Origin of the sequence: Komagataeibacter xylinus (assembly GCF_031081985.1) — a bacterium.
In the GTDB taxonomy this organism is placed as follows: domain Bacteria; phylum Pseudomonadota; class Alphaproteobacteria; order Acetobacterales; family Acetobacteraceae; genus Komagataeibacter; species Komagataeibacter xylinus_E.
Genome location: NZ_JARWSK010000004.1, coordinates 416507 through 433486, shown reverse-complemented (window position 1 = coordinate 433486; position 16980 = coordinate 416507). Strand labels below are relative to the sequence as shown.

Here is a 16980-nt window from a genome sequence, read left to right as displayed (position 1 = left end):
GGCCGTAAACATCCGCGTGAGCAGGCATGGCCACGCGCCTTTTGCGGGCGTATGGTGCCCCCACAAATCGGGTTGCACGAAAGCCGCCGGGTTTAGGGAAAACGTACCAATAAAAAATGGCAGGAAACGGTCCGTCCGTTCCCTGCCATAAATGTTTGCACTGTGCCGCCGGACTTAGGGACTGCCTGAAAAGTCAGCCCGGAAAAACATCCAGAAATCATAAGGAAGTTTTTGGTGAAGCTTTTTTCAAAAAGCTTCAAAGAACACCGCCTTTTTGAAAAAAGGCGGCGCCCAAAAACTTTTGTCATTTTTTATCAATGAGTTGTTTTGAAACAGCTTCTCAGACGCGCAGCAGATGCACATCTACCAGAGGGCGCTTTTGCAGCTTGCGGCCGAGTGCGCGGCGCAGCGCGGTCTTGGCGGCCTCGCGGAAGGTGGCGTCGTTCTCGCGCAGTTCATCGGGAATTTCATCGAGCGCATTGCCGAATTCTTCCGTCACGCGCGCGGTCTCGGGGTCTTCGGCATCAAGCAGGCCGGGGGCGCTCACCTTGGGGTCGCCGATCAGGTAGCCCTCGTCATCGACGGCAAAGCTGCCCAGCACCATGCCGTTGAACAGCATGCGCCGCCGCGCCGACAGCACACCACCATTCATGGGCAGGATGCGGCCGCCATCAAGCACCAGCCGCCCGGTGGGCGCGGTGTCGCCAACTTCCACCCCGTCGCTGCGGATGTCGAGAATATCGCCATCTTCAAGCAGCACCGGCTCGATGTTGAGTTCCTGCGCAATGGCGGCATTGGCGGTCAGGTGACGCCACTCGCCATGCACGGGAATGAGGAAGCGCGGACGCACGAGGTCATACAGCTTGCGCACATCACCGCCCGTGGCATGGCCGGACACATGCACGAGATGATCCTTGTCGGTAATGACATGCACGCCGCGCCGGGTCAGATTGTCCTGCACCTGGATGACGGCCTGCTCGTTACCGGGAATCATGCGGCTGCTGTAGATGACCGTATCCCCCTCGCCAAGCGAGATGTTGGGGTGCGTGTCGGACGCAATGCGCGACAGCGCCGAGCGCGGCTCGCCCTGGCTACCGGTCACGATCAGCATGATCTGGTTGTCAGGCACCGAATTGGCATCCTGCTCGGACAGGAAGTTCGGCACATCGGACAGGTAGCCACATTCCCGCGCTGCAACCTCGAGGTTGCGCAGGCTGCGGCCCACCACGGCCACGCGGCGGCCTGCGGCCTGCGCCGCCTTGGCCAGCGTTTCCACGCGGGCCACGTTGCTGGCAAAGCAGGTGACGGCAATGCGGCCTTCAAGCGATGCGATGAGGCGGATCATCTCGCGCCGCACATCGGCTTCCGATGCGGAAGGCCCTTCGGTGCGCACGTTGGTGCTGTCGCACACCATGGCCAGCACGCCCTCGCGGCCAAGGGCTGCAAAGGTTTCAAGGTCGGTCGGCGGGCCGACCTGCGGGTCGGGGTCGATCTTCCAGTCACCGGTGTGGATGATGATGCCCTGCGGCGTGCGCAGCACCAGCGACTGTGATTCCGGCACCGAATGCGTGACCGAGACAAAACGCAGGTCGAACGGCCCCACGTTGAACGCGCCACCGGGCGCGATCACATGGATGGGCACCTGCTGCACAAGCCCTGCCTCGCCAAGCTTGCGGCGCAGCACGGCTGCGGCAAACGGCGTTACATAGACCGGGCAGCCAAGCTGCGGCCACAGATGGGCGATGGCGCCGAGATGGTCCTCATGCGCATGGGTCACGACCAGACCCGCCAGCGCCTTGCGCCGCTCGGCGATGAATACGGGGTCGGGCAGGATGATCTCGGCCTCGGGCGTGTCGTTGCCGCTGAAGCCGATGCCACAATCCACCGCCAGCCACGTATCGCCCTGGCGGTAGAGGTTGAGGTTCATGCCAATTTCGCCGGTTCCGCCCAGCGGAAGGAAAGAAACGCCTGTCATGTCATTCATTAAAAGGTCCTGTTACAAGATATCATGGGTTGGAAGATGCGTTTGAAGAAAGGGCCCGGAACGCCTGTTCCGTGCCGGTTTGCCTGTCCTGTTGTCAGCCCGATCAGGGCCAAGATCCTGTTCTCTCGCCAGTCGCTGGCAGTGTGCGCGGCCTGAAGCAGGCGGTGGAACCAGCGCATTTCCCGCCCGGAAAATGGCGTTCGACACCGCACCGAAACAAAACGACGCACGATGAATTCCTGCAAGGGATTATCATGTAATCCCCCTGACTTAAATCTCTTTCCGCAATCGGGGCGGATTATTCTTGCCTGCCACCCGCCATCAGCACCTCGCCCGTCACCACCTGCCGGGGGCCTGCGGGGGTGTCGAGCAGCAGGATTCCGTCATCCGCCAGCCCGGCAAACGTGCCACTGAAAGCCTGGTTGCCCGCCACCACACGCAGCCTGGTGCCCGGCGGGTGCGCCCGCGCAAGCCACGCCGCGCGTATAGCGCCAAACCCCTGCGCCGCATGGCATTCCAGCCATGTATCGAGGGCGCGCAAAATGGCGCGCGCCATGTCGGTCGGGCTGACCGCAACGCCACATTCCGCCAGGCAGGCCAGTTCACGGCCTTCTATGCGCGGGGCGGCGGCAAGGTTGGCCCCCATGCCGATCACCTGCCACGGGCCTGCCTCAGCCGCCCCCGTCTCGATGAGGATGCCCGCCATCTTGCGTCCGTGCAGCAGCAGGTCATTGGGCCATTTGAGTTCCAACGCGCCCGGTTCAGGCAGGAAGCCCGCCACGGCATCATATAGCGCAAGCCCTGCAATAAACGGCCACGCCCCCACCGGCACCACCGCCCCCTGCCCCACCAGCATGACCGACAGCGCCAGATTGCCGCCCGGATCACGCCATTCGCGCCCCCGGCTGCCGCGCCCGGCTGTCTGTTCAAGGGCCAGCACCGCAAGCCCGTCCTGCCCGTCGCCTGCCGCCAGCATGTCCTTGCACAGGTCGGATGTGGAGCCGAGCCTGTCATGCACCTGCAACGGCCATGTGCGCCCCCCGCTGCGGGGAATGCTCATGGTGCGGAAAGCTGAGGGGCTATGGGTCATGAACTACCTGAACAATGCAGCAGCCGCCGCCTGTGCCGCCGTAGCAACCGGGCCGAGGGCCACGATGAAGAACACCGTGACCAGCCCCATGCCGACGGACACGAACGAGACCGAAACCGGCGCACGGTCCAGCGCCGGGGCGGCGGCATCGAAAAACATGATCTTGACGATGCGTATATAATAATACGCCCCGATCACGCTACTGATGATACCGATGGCCGCCAGCCCGTAAAGCTGCGCGTTGATCGCGGCATAGAACACCATGAGCTTGCCAAAGAAGCCCGCCAGCGGCGGTGCGCCCGCCATGGAGAACATGAACACCGCCATGGCCAGCGCCATGCCGGGGTCGCTGCGGCCCAGCCCCGCAAGGTCGCTGATGCGGCTGACCGCGCGGCCCTTGCGCCGCATGGCCACGATGCCCGCGAACGCGCCCACGTTCATGAACAGATACGTCACCAGATAGACCAGCGTGCCGCGCGTGCCCTCCGCCGTGCCCGCCGCAAGGCCGATCATGGCGTAGCCCATATGCCCGATGGAGGAATACGCCATGAGCCGCTTGATGTTGCCCTGCGGAATGGCCGCAAGCGCGCCAAACACCATCGACGCCGCCGAGACCACCTCGATCAGCAGTTGCCACTGGTGCGCCATGGAGCCGAACGGCCCCGCCATCACCCGCAGCAGCACGGCGAATGCTGCAATCTTGGGGGCACCCGCCATGTAGGCGGTGACCGAGGTGGGCGCACCCTGGTACACATCGGGCGTCCACATATGGAACGGCACCATGGACAGCTTGAAGCACAGCCCCACCAGCACGAACACGATGCCCACCATAAGCCCCGCCGGCAGCACGGCGCTGCCGCGCACCGCCTGCTGCAACCCGGCATAATCCAGCGTGCCAGCAAAGCCGTAGGCCAGCGAGATGCCATAAAGCAGGATGCCCGAGGCCAGCGAGCCGAGCACGAAGTATTTCAGCCCCGCCTCCGCCGCCGTCACCTGATCACGCGCAAAGGCGCACAGGATGTAGATGGACAGCGAAGAGAGTTCGAGCCCCACGAACAGCGTCATGAGGTTGCCCGATGAGGCCATAATCATGGCGCCAAGGGTCGAGAACAGCACCAGCACGGGAAACTCGAATTTGTCGATTTCCATCTCGCGCGCATAGCCAATACCCAGCACCAGCGAGAGTGCCGCCCCCGCCAGCGCCAGCACCTTCATGAAACGCGCAAAGCCATCATTGATGAAGACATGGCTGTAACCCGTGCCATCGGGCGAGAGCACCACGAGGGCCGCCGTCACCACCAAGGCGAACAGCGTCATCATGGTGCATGAAAAGAAAGCCTGACCGCGCTTTTGCATCACCCCGGCCAGCAGGATGACCAGCCCGGACAGGGCCAGCACGATTTCGGGCAGAGCAAGTGTCCAGTTCATTGGTTTGGCCCTGACATCCTTGGGGTTAGCTGGCGAACAGGATGGTGGTCAGCAGCACCACCAGCCCGATCAGCATGGAAAAGGCATAGACCGCCATCGACCCGGTCTGCACCCGCACGGCCTGGCCTGCGGTGCCTGCGGTCAGCCTGGCCAGCCCTTCGGGTATCGCTTCGACAACGCCTTCGTCAGCGCCCTTCCACAACAGCCGCGCCAGCGCGCGGTAGGGGCGCACGAACACGGCATCGTACACCTCATCAAAGTACCATTTGTTGAGCAGGAACAGGTAAAGCGGGCGCAGGCTGCGCGCCAGCGTGGCCGGAATGCCGGGGCTTGCCATGTAGCACAGATAGGCCACCGCAATGCCCGCAATGGCAGCGAAGGTCGGCACCAGCGCAATCAGGCCCGGGGTCTGCTCAAGGCGCTCCATGATGTCATGCCCCGGCAGGCTGGCAATCGCCTCGCCCCAGAACCCGGCTTGGTTGGCACCCACATAGAACGGCGCCAGCACAACGCCTGCCAGCACGGCGCCGACCGACAGCACCACAAGCGGCACCATCATGGAAGGCGGGCTTTCATGCGCGCCCTCATGCAGGTGCACGTCACGCGGTTTGCCATGAAACACGAGGAAGATCAGCCGCCAGCTATACAGCGCAGTCAGGAACGCGGTGATGCAGCCCATGACCCAGCCATAATGCCCCATGGAGGAACCTGACATCCATGCGGCTTCCAGAATGGCATCTTTCGACCAATACCCCGCAAACGGGAAGATACCGGCCAGTGCGAGGCTGCCGATCCACATGGCGGCGTAGGTATAGGGAATCTTGCGCCACAGCCCGCCCATGCGGAACATGTCCTGCTCGTCATGCACGGCATGGATCACGCAGCCAGCCCCAAGGAACAGAAGCGCCTTGAAGAAGGCATGCGTGGTGAGGTGGAACATCGAGGCCTGATACGCCCCCACGCCAACGGCCACGAACATGTAGCCAAGCTGCGAGCAGGTGGAATAGGCAATGGTGCGCTTGATGTCGGGCTGCACCAGCCCAACGGTTGCGGCAAAGAAACTGGTGGTGCCACCAATCAGGATAATCAGGTCGCGCGTTACGGGTGCGAGTTCCACCAGCGGCGACATGCGCACCATCAGGAACACCCCCGCCGTGACCATGGTGGCCGCGTGGATCAGGGCGGAAACCGGGGTTGGCCCCTCCATCGCATCAGGCAGCCAGGTATGCAGGAACAGTTGCGCCGACTTGCCCATGGCGCCAATGAACAGCAGGGTCGCGATCACCTCCAGCAGCGGATGCGTGCCGAAAAGCTGGAACGTGTCATGCATGTGGTACGGAATGGCGGCAAAGATCGCATCATACGACACGCTGCCCAGCCGGATGTAGATGAGCGAGATGCCGACAAGGAAGAACAGGTCGGCAATGCGGTTGACCACGAACGCCTTGATGGCGGCAGCACATGCCGCAGGGCGGTCATACCAGTAGCCGATCAGCAGGTAGCTCGCGAGCCCCACCCCTTCCCAGCCGAAGAAGAGCTGGAGCAGGTTGTCGGACGTGACCAGCATGAGCATGGCGAAGGTAAACAGCGAGAGATAGGCGAAGAAGCGGCAGACCGCCTGCTTCTCATCCGCCATGTAGCCCACGCTGTACACATGCACCAGCAGCGACACGGTCGTGACCATGGCCACCACGCTGACCGAGAGCATGTCCATGCGTAACTGCCAGTCGGCCGTAAAGCCTGCCGCATGGATCCAGTCGGCAACCGGCACGACAATCGGGTTCACGCCTCCCATCTCGAAGCCCAGCACGCCAATGGCGGACAGCGCCGCGCACAGCATGAGGGCAATGGTGGTGAACCGCGCAGCACTGTCGCCCATCAGGCGGCCAAAGCCACCGGCGATGAGAAACCCGATCAGGGGCGCGAAGACCGCGACTTCAAACAGGAAGGATGCCGCCTGCATGTCCCTTACCCCTTCATCATCGTGATATCGTCGACTTCGATCGAGCCGCGATTACGGAAATACACCGTGACAATGGCCAACCCGATGGCGGATTCCGCCGCCGCGATGGTCAGCACGAACAGGGTCATCACCTGCCCCGACAGGTCGCCGGTCGCAGCCGAGAACGCCACGAAATTGATGTTGGCCGAAAGCAGGATCAGCTCGATCGACATCAGGATGATGATGACGTTCTTGCGGTTGAGAAAAATGCCGAACACGCCAAGCACCAGCAAAATCGCGCCAATGCTGAGGTAGGGTGTCAGGCCAATGGCCTCAATCGGGCTATTCATCGCCCTCTCCTTTCGTGCCAGTCGCAGGCGTCGTCACCACCAGCGCGTTGCCGGCTGCTTCGCGTGCTTCGGCCACGCGCCAGGCCTCGGTGCCATAGGTGCCGGGCACGGCGGCGATGTCGTAGCTCTCATGCGGACGCAGGAAGCCGCCCTGCGCATCAACGCCCGCGCCAAGCGGCACCTGCAGCATTTCAAGTGAATCCGCCACCGTGCGGTCGTGCTGGCGGTCGATGTTCTGCCGCCGTCCTGTAGGCCGCTCGCGCAGGGTGAGCACGATCGCCCCGATCATGGCCACGAGCAGCACCAGCGCGCAGGCCTGGAACAGGAAGATGTAGTGGGTGTAGATCACATCACCCAGCGCCGCCGTGTTGGTGCGCGTGGGTGACGAGGGCACGAGATGCGCGATCTGCCCGATATTGGTTGCCGCGCGCCAGTGCATGAACGCCATGAGCAGTTCAACCAGCAGCACGCCACCCACAACCCCACCAATGGGCGCGTAACGCTGCACGCTTTCACGCATCTGCGTGAAGTTGACATCCAGCATCATGACCACGAACAGGAAAAGGACCGCCACCGCGCCCACATAGACAATGACCAGCGTCATCGCCAGGAACTCGGCCCCTGCAATGAGGAACAGCCCGGCTGCGTTGAAGAAGGCGAGGATCAGGAACAGCACCGAATGCACGGGGTTGCGCGCGCTCACCACCATGGTGGCGGACAGGACCAGAACCGCAGCAAAAACGTAAAAGACAATCTGGGTCATCATGGGTAGGTTTCCTGCCGCATGGATGTTTCCTCCTGCTGGCAAGGCTTTCCCGGCATGGGCCGGGGCGGCCATGCACGTTCAGCGGTACGGGGCATCAAGCTCGAGCCTGCGGGCCAGCACGCTTTCCCAGCGGTCGCCATTGGCCAGCAGCTTGTCCTTGTCGTACATCAGTTCTTCGCGGGTTTCGGTCGCGAACTCATAATTCGGCCCTTCGACAATCGCATCCACCGGGCAGGCTTCCTCGCACAGGCCGCAATAGATGCATTTGGTCATGTCGATGTCGTAGCGCGTGGTGCGGCGCGAGCCGTCATCGCGCGGTTCGGCCTCGATGGTGATCGCCTCGGCGGGGCATGTCGCCTCGCACAGCTTGCACGCAATGCAGCGTTCCTCCCCATTGGGATAGCGGCGCAGCGCATGCTCGCCCCGGAAGCGCGGCGAAAGCACACCTTTTTCGTAGGGGTAGTTGATCGTGGCCTTGGGCTTGAAAAACGCCTTCAGCGTTGCCCCCATGCCTGCCGCAAGCTCGGCGAGCAGCATGGAGCGGGCGGCTTTGGTTAACGCATTCATCAGCCTGCTCCTCCGGGCAGAAGGCCCGTTACCATCAGGAACCCCGCGGTCAGCACCATCCACGCCAGCGAGAACGGCAGGAACACCTTCCAGCCCAGTCGCATCAACTGGTCGTAGCGGTAGCGGGGAAATGTCGCGCGCACCCAGATGAACACGAACAGGCAGAACAGGATCTTGGCGATCAGCCACAAAGGCCCCGGTATCCATGTAAAGGGTGCAATCGCCAGCGGCGGCAGCCAGCCACCCAGGAACAGGATGCTGACCATGCCGGACATGAGGAACATGTTCGCGTATTCACCCAGGAAGAACAGGCCAAAGGCGAGCGCCGAATATTCCACAAAGAAGCCTGCCACCAGTTCGCTCTCGCCCTCGGGCAGGTCAAACGGCGCGCGGTTGGTCTCGGCCAGCGCCGAGATGAAGAACACGATGAACATCGGGAACATGGGCAGGCAGAACCACACATGGCGCTGCGCCAGCACGATGTCGTTGAGGTTGAGGCTGCCCACAGCCAGCAGCACCGACACGATCACCAGCCCGATGGACACCTCATACGACACCATCTGCGCCGCCGAGCGCAGCCCGCCGAGAAAGGCGTATTTGGAGTTCGACGCCCAGCCCGCAATCAGCATGCCGTAGACACCGAGCGACGAGATGGCCAGCAGGTAGAGGATGCCCACATTGATGTTGGCAATGGCCAGCCCGTTGCCGGTGGGAATGACCGCCCACGCGATCATGGCCAGCGAGAAGGTGAGGAAGGGCGCAAACAGGAACAGCATCCGGTTGGCGCCAGACGGGATGACCGTCTCCTTGGTCAGCATCTTGATGGCATCGGCAAAGGCCTGCAGCACGCCGAACGGGCCGTTCACGTTCGGCCCCTTGCGCAACTGCATCGCGGCCATGACCTTGCGCTCGGCCAGCGTAAGGTAGGCCACGCCCAGCAGCAGCGGCACGAGCACCGCAAGGGATTCGAGCACGATCAGCAGAAGCTGGCCAAGCGTGGTGTGAAAGAAGAAATCCGCCATGTCCCTACTCCGCCGCCTCGGTTGCGGGGCGCACGTAAATCCCCGAACAGGTTTCCATGGTCGGGCTTGCGCGGCACACGGCATGGGTCAGGTAATAATCGGCGATGACCGGGTGAAAGGGCGTTGCCGCCACCGTCACGCTGCCGGCCTGGGGAGCGGTCGTATCCGCTGCACCAGGGCGGGCATGCTCCGCCTGCCCGTAGGCCGGGTGTGCCTGTGCCATGCGCGTGCGCAGGGCCTCGATCGTGTCATAGGGCAGCTTGCGGCCCGCCACCTCCGAGAAGGCACGCAGGATGCGCCAGTCCTCACGCGCATCGCCCGGCGGCATGACCGCGCGAAAGGCGCGTTGCACGCGGCCTTCGGTATTGGTGTAGGTGCCCGGCTTTTCGGCATAGAGCACGCCGGGCAGGATCACATCCGCCCGCGCGGCACCGGCATCGCCATGGTGGCCCTGATAGATGACAAACGTGTCCGGCCCGATGTCATGCACCGCGAACTCATCAGCACCCATCAGCCACAGCACGTCCACGCCACCCTTCAGCATGCCCGCCACGTCACGCCCCTGCGGGCCGGGCACGAGGCCAAGGTCAAGGCCCGCCATGCGGCTGGCCGCCGTGTGCAGCACGTTGAAGCCGTGCCAGTCGGGGCGGATGGCGCCCGCCTGCACCGCCAGGTCCCAGCACGCCTTTGCAATGGCCTGCCCGTCGGGGCGGGTCAGTGCGCCGTGGCCCACGATAATCATGGGGTTCTTGGCGTTGGCCAGCACCTCGGCAAAAGGCAGTTCGCCTGCCGCGAGTTTGGCCAGCGTGTCCGGCCCCTCGCCCAGCACGTCTGCCGTGTAGGTCGGATCGGCATTGGGCGCGCCGATCATGGCGATGGAAAATTTGCCGCGTCCCGCATCGACAAACCGCCTGCGGATGCGGGCATTGAGCACCGGGGCTTCCTGCCGGGGGATGGAGCCTACGATCAGCAGCGCATCCGCCTCGTCAATGCCGGCAATACCAGTATTGAAAGTATAGAAGTCACGGCGCGATGTATCGTAACGCGCGCCGTCCTGACGGCAGTCGATATTGGGCGAGCCGAGCATGCCCATCAGGTCTTTCAGCGCCATCAGGCTCTCGGCGTCGCACATGTCACCGGCAATCGCGCCAATGCGGGCACCCGGCACGCCCTTGAGGCGCGTTGCAATGAGCGAGAACGCATCCGCCCAGCTTGCGGGCTGGAGTTTGCCCTCCACCCGCACCCAGGGCCGGTCAAGCCTGCGGCGGCGGAAGCCATCGACCACGAAGCGCCCCTTGTCGGCCAGCCATTCCTCGTTCACTTCATCATTGATGCGCGGCACGATGCGCAGCACCGACGCCCCGCGGGCCTGCATGACGATGTTGGTGCCCACCGCATCGCACACATCAATGGAGTCCGTGCGTTTCAGCTCCCACGGGCGGGCACTGAAGGCGTAGGGCTGCGAGGTCAGCGCGCCAACGGGGCAGATATCAATCAGGTTGCCTGACAGTTCGGATGTCAGCGCCTTCTCGACATAATTGGTGATCTCGAGGTTCTCGCCACGTGATACGCCACCGAGTTCCTGAACACCCGCCACCTCAGTGGAAAAGCGGATGCAGCGCGTGCACTGGATGCAGCGTGTCATCACCGTCTTGACCAGCGGGCCGAGATACTTGTCGGTCACCGCGCGCTTGTTCTCGCGGTAGCGCGAATGATCCGCCCCGTAGCCGAAGGCCTGGTCCTGCAGGTCGCACTCGCCGCCCTGATCGCAGATGGGGCAGTCAAGCGGGTGATTGATGAGCAGGAACTCCATCACCGCCCGGCGGGCGCGGCGCACCACTTCGGTGTCGGTAAATATCTGCATGCCATTGGCGATGGGAAAGCCGCATGAGGCCACCGGCTTGCGCCCGCCGGATACTTCAACAAGGCACATGCGGCAGTTACCCGCGACCGACAGCCGCTCATGGTAGCAAAAGCGCGGTATTTCCTTGCCCGCCGCCTCGCATGCCTGCAGCGCGGAAGAACCGGGGGCTACATCCACCACAATACCGTCAACGGTTACTTTGACCACTGTTCCTACTCCGCCGCTTCAACAAGGCCGGTGGGCACCTGCACCGGTCGGCCGCCGCCATGCGCCGCCTTGTAGGCGTGGATGCGTTCCTCCATCACCGGGCGGAACCGGCGGATCAGCCCCTGTATGGGCCACGCCGCCGCATCGCCCAGCGCGCAGATGGTGTGACCTTCCACCTGGCGGGTGACCTGCTCGAGCATGTCGATTTCCTCGATCTCGGCGCGGCCTTCCACCATGCGTTCCATGATGCGCATCATCCAGCCCGTGCCCTCGCGGCACGGCGTGCACTGGCCACAGCTTTCATGCTTGAAGAATTTCGAGAACCGGGCGATGGCCGCGATGATGTCGGTGGATTTGTCCATCACGATCATGCAGCCCGTGCCAAGGCCGGAGCCTTCGGCACGCAGGCTGTCGTAATCCATCAGCACGCTCTCGCACACATCGCGCGGCAGCATGGGCACCGAGCAGCCACCGGGAATGACGGCCAGCAGGTTGTCCCACCCGCCACGCACGCCACCGCCATGCTTTTCAATGATCTCGCGCATCGGCACGCCCAGCTCTTCTTCAAACACGCACGGCGTGTTGACGTGGCCCGAGATGGCCATGAGCTTGCTGCCCGCGTTATTGGGCCGCCCCAGCCCCGCAAACCATGCCGCCCCGCGCCGCAGGATGGTGGCGGAAACCGCAATGCTCTCCACGTTATTGACCGTGGTGGGGCAGCCATACAGGCCCATGGCGGCGGGGAAAGGTGGCTTCATGCGCGGCTGGCCCTTCTTGCCCTCAAGGCTTTCGAGCAGGGCCGTTTCCTCGCCGCATATATATGCACCCGCGCCGCGATGGATGTAGAAATCGAAATCCCAGCCCGAGCCGCAGGCGTTCCTGCCGATAAGGCCCGCCTCGTACGCCTCGTCAATGGCGTGCTGGAGGTGCATGGCCTCGTTGTAGAACTCGCCACGAATGTAGATATAGGCCGCATGCGCCCCCATGGCGAAGGAGGCGATCAGCGCACTCTCCACCAGCTTGTGCGGATCGTGGCGCAGGATCTCGCGGTCCTTGCAGGTACCGGGTTCGGATTCATCGCCGTTGATGACAAGGTAATGCGGCCGCCCGTCATTCTTGCGCGGCATGAACGACCACTTGACCCCGGTGGGAAAGCCAGCCCCACCCCGCCCGCGCAGGCCGGATGCCTTCATCTCGCCGATGATGGCATCGCGCCCACGGGCGAGAATTTCCGCCGTGCCATCCCAGTCGCCCCGGGCGCGGGCACCGGCCAGCGTCCAGTCACCCTGGCCATACAGGTTGGTGAAGATGCGGTCCTTGTCTTGCAACATGCGCCTTACCCCTGTCCCTGCGGCTTGGCCGCCGTCTCATCCACCAGCACCCTGCGCCCGCCTGCCGGGGCTGAATTGAGGCGGTCGATGGTGGGGCCGGGCGTGGGGCGCTCGCCACGCTTCAGGGCCTCGATCAGCTCAAGCGTGCGCGGGCCGTCGAGATCCTCGTAGTAATCATCATCAACCTGCAAAATCGGCGCATTGGCGCAGGCGCCGAGGCATTCCACCTCCGTCAGGGTAAACAGGCCGTCCGTGCTGGTCTCGCCAAATGCCTTTATGCCCGTGGCCTTCTTGCACGCCGCCGTCACATCATCCGACCCGCGCAGCCAGCACGAGGTGGTAGTGCAGACCTGCAGGTGATAGCGGCCAATCGGCTTCGTGTTGAACATGAGGTAGAAGGTTGCGACCTCATAGACACGGATCGGCGCCATCTCGAGGCGTTCGGCCACCACATCCATGGCGATGCGCGGTATCCACGCGCTGCCGGTCTGGCGGCCCATCTGCTTCTGCACCACGTAAAGCAGCGGCAGCACGCCGCTTGCCTTGCGCTCGGGCGGGTATTTGGCAAGGATGACCGCGATCTGCTGCTCGCTCTCGGCATCGAATGCGAAATGGGTGGGTTCCGCGCCCGTGGGCGCAGTGGGCTGGGTGGACATGTCGGTCACCTGTCAATCTCGCCAAACACCAGGTCGAGCGACCCGATGATGGCCACGGCATCCGCCAGCATGTGGCGGCGCGACATCTCATCAATGGCCTGGAGATGGGAAAAACCCGTGGGCCGGATCTTGCAGCGATACGGGCGGTTGCTGCCATCGGCCACCAGATACACGCCAAACTCACCCTTGGGCGTTTCGGTCACGGTGTAGGTGGCGCCGGGCGGGACGTGATAGCCTTCGGTAAACAGCTTGAAGTGATGGATCAGCGCCTCCATCGAGCGCTTCATCTCGCGCCGGGGCGGTGGTGTGATCTTGTGATCCTGCACCTTCACCGGGCCGGGGCGCATCTGCTCAAGGCACTGGTTGACGATCTTCACGCTCTCACGCATCTCGGCCACGCGCACGAGATAGCGGTCATAACAGTCGCCCTGCCGGCCTACGGGCACGTTGAACTGCACCTTGTCGTAATTATCGTAGGGCTGGCTGCGGCGCAGGTCCCACGGCACGCCGGAGGCGCGCAGGCACGGCCCGCTGAAGCCCCAGGCCAGCGCCTGCTCGGTGGTGAATACGCCAATGCCCACCGTGCGCTGTTTCCAGATGCGGTTGCTGGTCAGCAGGGATTCAAGGTCATCAATCCATTGCGGGAAGGTCTGCGCCCAGTTGGCAATGCGCTCCTCCAGCCCGGCAGGCAGATCGCGTGACACGCCGCCGGGGCGGATGTAGTTGGCATGAAAGCGCGCGCCGGATGCCGCCTCATAGAACTCGATCAGCTTCTCGCGTTCCTCATACCCCCACAGCGCAGGCGTCAACGCGCCACAATCCAGCCCGAAGGAGGTCAGGTTGAGGATATGGTTGAGGATGCGCGTGATCTCGGCAAACATCACCCGGATCCACTTCGCGCGGTCCGGGGCCTCGATGTTGAGCAGCTTTTCCACCGCCAGCGCAAACGCCTGCTCCTCGCACATGGGCGAGACGTAATCGAGCCGGTCGAAATAGGGCAGCGCCTTGGGGTAGGTCTTGTATTCGATCAGCTTTTCCGTGCCACGATGCAGCAGGCCCACATGCGGAATGGCACGGGCCACGACCTCGCCCTCCATCTCCAGCACCAGCCGCAGCACGCCGTGGGCGGAAGGATGCTGGGGGCCGAAGTTCAGCGCGTGGGAATCAATCTCCACCACATGGCGCTTCACCTCGCCATCGGGTTCTTCAGGCAGCAGGCTGTCGGGAATGTCCGTATCGCTACGCAGGGTGACATCGCTCATCGGCTCAGCCCTTTCGCTTGATGTCGTGGCGGTCGGTATGGGCCTTTTCATCGCCCGGCAGGGTCAGGATGCCTTCCCATGGCGATTCAAAGTCGAAATTGCGGAAGTCCTGCACCAGATCGACCGGCTCATAGACCACCTGCCGCCGTTCCTCGTCGTACCGCATCTCGACATAACCGGTCAGCGGGAAGTCCTTGCGCAGCGGATGCCCCTCGAAGCCGTAATCGGTCAGGATGCGGCGCAGGTCCGGCTGGTCGGTGAACAGGATGCCGAACAGGTCATAGGCCTCGCGCTCCCACCATGTGGCGGCGGGCCAGAGCTGGTGCACCGACGGCACGGGATGGGTCTCATCCGTGGTCACGATCACGCGGATGCGGTGGTTATGGGTGACTGACAGCAGGTTATAGACCACCTCGAACCGCTCGGCGCGATCAGGAAAGTCCACGCCACATATGTCCATCACCTGCTGGCAGGCATAAAGCGGGTCGTCGCGCAGCATGGCCATGAGGGGGAGCAGGCGGTCGCGCGTGGTGCGCACCACCAGTTCGCCCTTTTCGATGCCAGCGCAGATGATACCCGGCACGGTGGTGGAAAGCCGGAAGCTGATCGCCCCAAGGCTGCCCGTGACCCCACGCGGCTGGCTTGCGGGAAGGTTTGGTGCATCAGCCACGGCGGATTGTCCCCGTCCTGCGGATTTTTTTCTGCAGCTGCAGGATGCCGTAGATCAGCGCCTCCGCCGTGGGCGGGCAGCCGGGTACGTACACATCCACTGGCACGATCCGGTCGCACCCGCGCACGACGGAGTAGGAATAATGGTAATACCCGCCCCCGTTTGCGCATGACCCCATGGAGATGACCCAGCGCGGCTCGGCCATCTGGTCGTACACCCGGCGCAGGGCCGGGGCCATCTTGTTGGTCAGCGTGCCCGCCACGATCATCACATCTGACTGGCGCGGCGAGCCACGCGGGATGATGCCCATGCGGTCAAGGTCGTAGCGCGGCATGTAGGCGTGGATCATTTCCACCGCGCAGCAGGCCAGCCCGAACGACATGGGCCACAGGCTGCCCGTGCGCCCCCAGTTGACCAGCTTGTCGAGACTGGCGACGACAAAGCCCTTTTCCGTCATTTCACCGGTGATGCCCTTTATCACCGCATCCTGCTCCGGCCCGGGGGGCAGCATCTCGCGGTTCCAGGCAATGCTGTCAGCGGGCCGGCCTGGCCCTGATGTATCGTCGTTGCCCATTGGGGCGCCTCCCCTTGTCATGCTCAATCCCAGTCCAGGGCGCCCTTGCTCCATTCGTAAATGAAGCCGACGACCAGAACGCCGAGGAAACCCATCATGGACGCGAAGCCGAACCAGCCGATGCGCGACAGGCTGAGCGCCCAGGGAAAGAGGAAAGCGACCTCAAGGTCGAAAATGATGAACAGGATCGCCACCAGATAGAACCGCACGTCAAAACGGCGGCGGGCATTGTCAAATGCCTCGAAACCACATTCATAGGCCGACGTTTTCTCGGCATAGGGTTTCTGGTGGCCGAAAAGCAGCGAACTGCCCAGCATGGCCCCCGCGATCACCACAGCAATGCACCCGAATATCAGTACGGGTAAATAATCAGCGATAACGGAATGCATCTTCCGTGTTCCCAACCTGTTAATACGCCGCCCGGTGTCTTTATCGACTTATATGTGGCTGAACGGATGCTAGACCCAACATGGTGGAGGGAACAGTTACTTAACCGTGTGCAGTCATGAACATTACCGTGAAGATGAATACAGTAACGCTTCCGTTAACACCGTCTTTCACGACTATAATGGCACGATTTATTGTTCTCATTTTTCCGTGTGGAAAAACGGGCATAAAAAAACGCCAGTGCGATGCATCTGGCGTGCTGCGGAACATGATGATGGGCTGTGCGCCATAATGGCGCGAGTGACGGGGCTCGAACCCGCGACCTCCGGCGTGACAGGCCGGCGCTCTAACCAACTGAGCTACACCCGCATGGGGCACGTTCCTGTGCGGAAACAGGAAAACATGGTGGGCGATGACGGGATCGAACCGCCGACCCTCTCGGTGTAAACGAGATGCTCTACCGCTAAGCTAATCGCCCGCGCCCCTAGTAAGGGATTACAAAAAAGGGGGCAACCCGGAAAATGGATTGCCCCCTCTTTTTTTCCTGAAAACAGGCGGTCTTACTTGCTGACCGCTTCCTTCAGGTTCTTGCCCGGCTTGAAACGCACGGACGTGGATTCCGGAATGTCCAGCGGTTCACCCGTGCGGGGGTTGCGGCCCTTGGCGGCCTTGCGGGTCGCCGTGACAAACGTGCCGAAACCGACCAGACGGACTTCCTGATTGTTTGCCAGCGCCTTTTCGATCGCACCGAAAACCGCATCAACCACTTCGCCAGCCTTGGCTTTGGCCAGATCGGCTTCCTCGGCTACCGCAGCAACCAGTTCCTGCTTGTTAAGTGGCTTCTCCATTTTACGCCTTTCTTTGTACTGTGCGCTTACGC

General features: G+C 62.8%; 16 protein-coding genes and 2 tRNA genes. All 18 read right to left on the bottom strand.

All coding sequences use genetic code 11. The annotated features are described in order from the left end of the window. Positions 1–340 precede the first annotated feature (340 nt). The gene (locus tag QEG70_RS10230) at positions 341–1984 is read right to left on the bottom strand and encodes a ribonuclease J (protein WP_308720545.1); all 1644 of its coding nucleotides are present in this window, start codon (positions 1982–1984) and stop codon (positions 341–343) included. Positions 1985–2282: 298 nt separating this feature from the next. Further along, positions 2283–3074 (bottom strand): biotin--[acetyl-CoA-carboxylase] ligase, encoded by a 792-nt coding sequence (locus QEG70_RS10225; protein WP_308720544.1) that lies wholly within the window; start codon positions 3072–3074, stop codon positions 2283–2285. A gap of 3 nt (positions 3075–3077) precedes the next feature. Next, positions 3078–4502, bottom strand: coding sequence for an NADH-quinone oxidoreductase subunit NuoN (gene nuoN / locus QEG70_RS10220; protein WP_061272211.1), 1425 nt, complete (start codon positions 4500–4502; stop codon positions 3078–3080). A gap of 25 nt (positions 4503–4527) precedes the next feature. Continuing rightward, positions 4528–6465 (bottom strand): NADH-quinone oxidoreductase subunit L, encoded by a 1938-nt coding sequence (gene nuoL / locus QEG70_RS10215; RefSeq protein ID WP_308720543.1) that lies wholly within the window; start codon positions 6463–6465, stop codon positions 4528–4530. Positions 6466–6470: 5 nt separating this feature from the next. Beyond that, the gene (nuoK, locus tag QEG70_RS10210; protein ID WP_078524400.1) at positions 6471–6794 is read right to left on the bottom strand and encodes an NADH-quinone oxidoreductase subunit NuoK; all 324 of its coding nucleotides are present in this window, start codon (positions 6792–6794) and stop codon (positions 6471–6473) included. Continuing rightward, entirely contained in the window at positions 6787–7560 is a 774-nt protein-coding gene (locus tag QEG70_RS10205; RefSeq protein ID WP_308720542.1) for an NADH-quinone oxidoreductase subunit J, read from the bottom strand. Before QEG70_RS10205 ends, nuoK begins: the two co-directional genes overlap by 8 nt. A 78-nt stretch (positions 7561–7638) precedes the next feature. Then, entirely contained in the window at positions 7639–8127 is a 489-nt protein-coding gene (gene nuoI / locus QEG70_RS10200) for an NADH-quinone oxidoreductase subunit NuoI (RefSeq protein WP_061272200.1), read from the bottom strand. Beyond that, positions 8127–9149: an NADH-quinone oxidoreductase subunit NuoH gene (gene nuoH, locus QEG70_RS10195; protein ID WP_061272199.1), complete on the bottom strand. Its 1023-nt coding sequence runs from the start codon at positions 9147–9149 to the stop codon at positions 8127–8129. The genes nuoI and nuoH overlap by 1 nt, the downstream gene beginning before the upstream one ends. A 4-nt stretch (positions 9150–9153) precedes the next feature. Next, on the bottom strand, positions 9154–11220 hold the full coding sequence (nuoG, locus tag QEG70_RS10190; RefSeq protein ID WP_308720541.1) for an NADH-quinone oxidoreductase subunit NuoG: 2067 nt from the start codon (positions 11218–11220) through the stop codon (positions 9154–9156). Between the two features lie 5 nt (positions 11221–11225). Next, positions 11226–12551: an NADH-quinone oxidoreductase subunit NuoF gene (gene nuoF / locus QEG70_RS10185; protein WP_308720540.1), complete on the bottom strand. Its 1326-nt coding sequence runs from the start codon at positions 12549–12551 to the stop codon at positions 11226–11228. A 5-nt stretch (positions 12552–12556) separates the two neighbouring features. Continuing rightward, a complete protein-coding gene (locus QEG70_RS10180; RefSeq protein WP_308720539.1) occupies positions 12557–13207 on the bottom strand; it encodes a complex I 24 kDa subunit family protein in 651 nt (216 codons plus the stop codon). A 5-nt stretch (positions 13208–13212) separates the two neighbouring features. After that, positions 13213–14469: an NADH-quinone oxidoreductase subunit D gene (locus QEG70_RS10175; protein ID WP_308720538.1), complete on the bottom strand. Its 1257-nt coding sequence runs from the start codon at positions 14467–14469 to the stop codon at positions 13213–13215. A gap of 4 nt (positions 14470–14473) precedes the next feature. Next, positions 14474–15139: an NADH-quinone oxidoreductase subunit C gene (locus QEG70_RS10170; RefSeq protein ID WP_308720537.1), complete on the bottom strand. Its 666-nt coding sequence runs from the start codon at positions 15137–15139 to the stop codon at positions 14474–14476. Further along, positions 15132–15713, bottom strand: coding sequence for a NuoB/complex I 20 kDa subunit family protein (locus QEG70_RS10165; RefSeq protein WP_061272189.1), 582 nt, complete (start codon positions 15711–15713; stop codon positions 15132–15134). Before QEG70_RS10165 ends, QEG70_RS10170 begins: the two co-directional genes overlap by 8 nt. Positions 15714–15736: 23 nt before the next feature. Then, a complete protein-coding gene (locus QEG70_RS10160) occupies positions 15737–16102 on the bottom strand; it encodes an NADH-quinone oxidoreductase subunit A (protein WP_061272187.1) in 366 nt (121 codons plus the stop codon). Positions 16103–16392: 290 nt separating this feature from the next. Beyond that, a tRNA-Asp gene (locus tag QEG70_RS10155) sits at positions 16393–16469 on the bottom strand. Between the two features lie 34 nt (positions 16470–16503). Continuing rightward, positions 16504–16578 (bottom strand) — tRNA-Val (locus QEG70_RS10150). An 82-nt stretch (positions 16579–16660) separates the two neighbouring features. Beyond that, positions 16661–16948: an HU family DNA-binding protein gene (locus QEG70_RS10145; protein ID WP_061272185.1), complete on the bottom strand. Its 288-nt coding sequence runs from the start codon at positions 16946–16948 to the stop codon at positions 16661–16663. Positions 16949–16980: the final 32 nt, after the last annotated feature.

What these genes read in the sequence shown, in the direction of transcription:
- QEG70_RS10230 (WP_308720545.1), bottom strand. Translation starts at nt 1,984, where the DNA reads ATGAATGACATGACAGGCGTTTCTTTCCTTCCGCTGGGCGGAACCGGC.
- QEG70_RS10225 (WP_308720544.1), bottom strand. Translation starts at nt 3,074, where the DNA reads ATGACCCATAGCCCCTCAGCTTTCCGCACCATGAGCATTCCCCGCAGC.
- nuoN (WP_061272211.1), bottom strand. Translation starts at nt 4,502, where the DNA reads ATGAACTGGACACTTGCTCTGCCCGAAATCGTGCTGGCCCTGTCCGGG.
- nuoL (WP_308720543.1), bottom strand. Translation starts at nt 6,465, where the DNA reads ATGCAGGCGGCATCCTTCCTGTTTGAAGTCGCGGTCTTCGCGCCCCTG.
- nuoK (WP_078524400.1), bottom strand. Translation starts at nt 6,794, where the DNA reads ATGAATAGCCCGATTGAGGCCATTGGCCTGACACCCTACCTCAGCATT.
- QEG70_RS10205 (WP_308720542.1), bottom strand. Translation starts at nt 7,560, where the DNA reads ATGATGACCCAGATTGTCTTTTACGTTTTTGCTGCGGTTCTGGTCCTG.
- nuoI (WP_061272200.1), bottom strand. Translation starts at nt 8,127, where the DNA reads ATGAATGCGTTAACCAAAGCCGCCCGCTCCATGCTGCTCGCCGAGCTT.
- nuoH (WP_061272199.1), bottom strand. Translation starts at nt 9,149, where the DNA reads ATGGCGGATTTCTTCTTTCACACCACGCTTGGCCAGCTTCTGCTGATC.
- nuoF (WP_308720540.1), bottom strand. Translation starts at nt 12,551, where the DNA reads ATGTTGCAAGACAAGGACCGCATCTTCACCAACCTGTATGGCCAGGGT.
- QEG70_RS10180 (WP_308720539.1), bottom strand. Translation starts at nt 13,207, where the DNA reads ATGTCCACCCAGCCCACTGCGCCCACGGGCGCGGAACCCACCCATTTC.
- QEG70_RS10175 (WP_308720538.1), bottom strand. Translation starts at nt 14,469, where the DNA reads ATGAGCGATGTCACCCTGCGTAGCGATACGGACATTCCCGACAGCCTG.
- QEG70_RS10165 (WP_061272189.1), bottom strand. Translation starts at nt 15,713, where the DNA reads ATGGGCAACGACGATACATCAGGGCCAGGCCGGCCCGCTGACAGCATT.
- QEG70_RS10160 (WP_061272187.1), bottom strand. Translation starts at nt 16,102, where the DNA reads ATGCATTCCGTTATCGCTGATTATTTACCCGTACTGATATTCGGGTGC.
- QEG70_RS10145 (WP_061272185.1), bottom strand. Translation starts at nt 16,948, where the DNA reads ATGGAGAAGCCACTTAACAAGCAGGAACTGGTTGCTGCGGTAGCCGAG.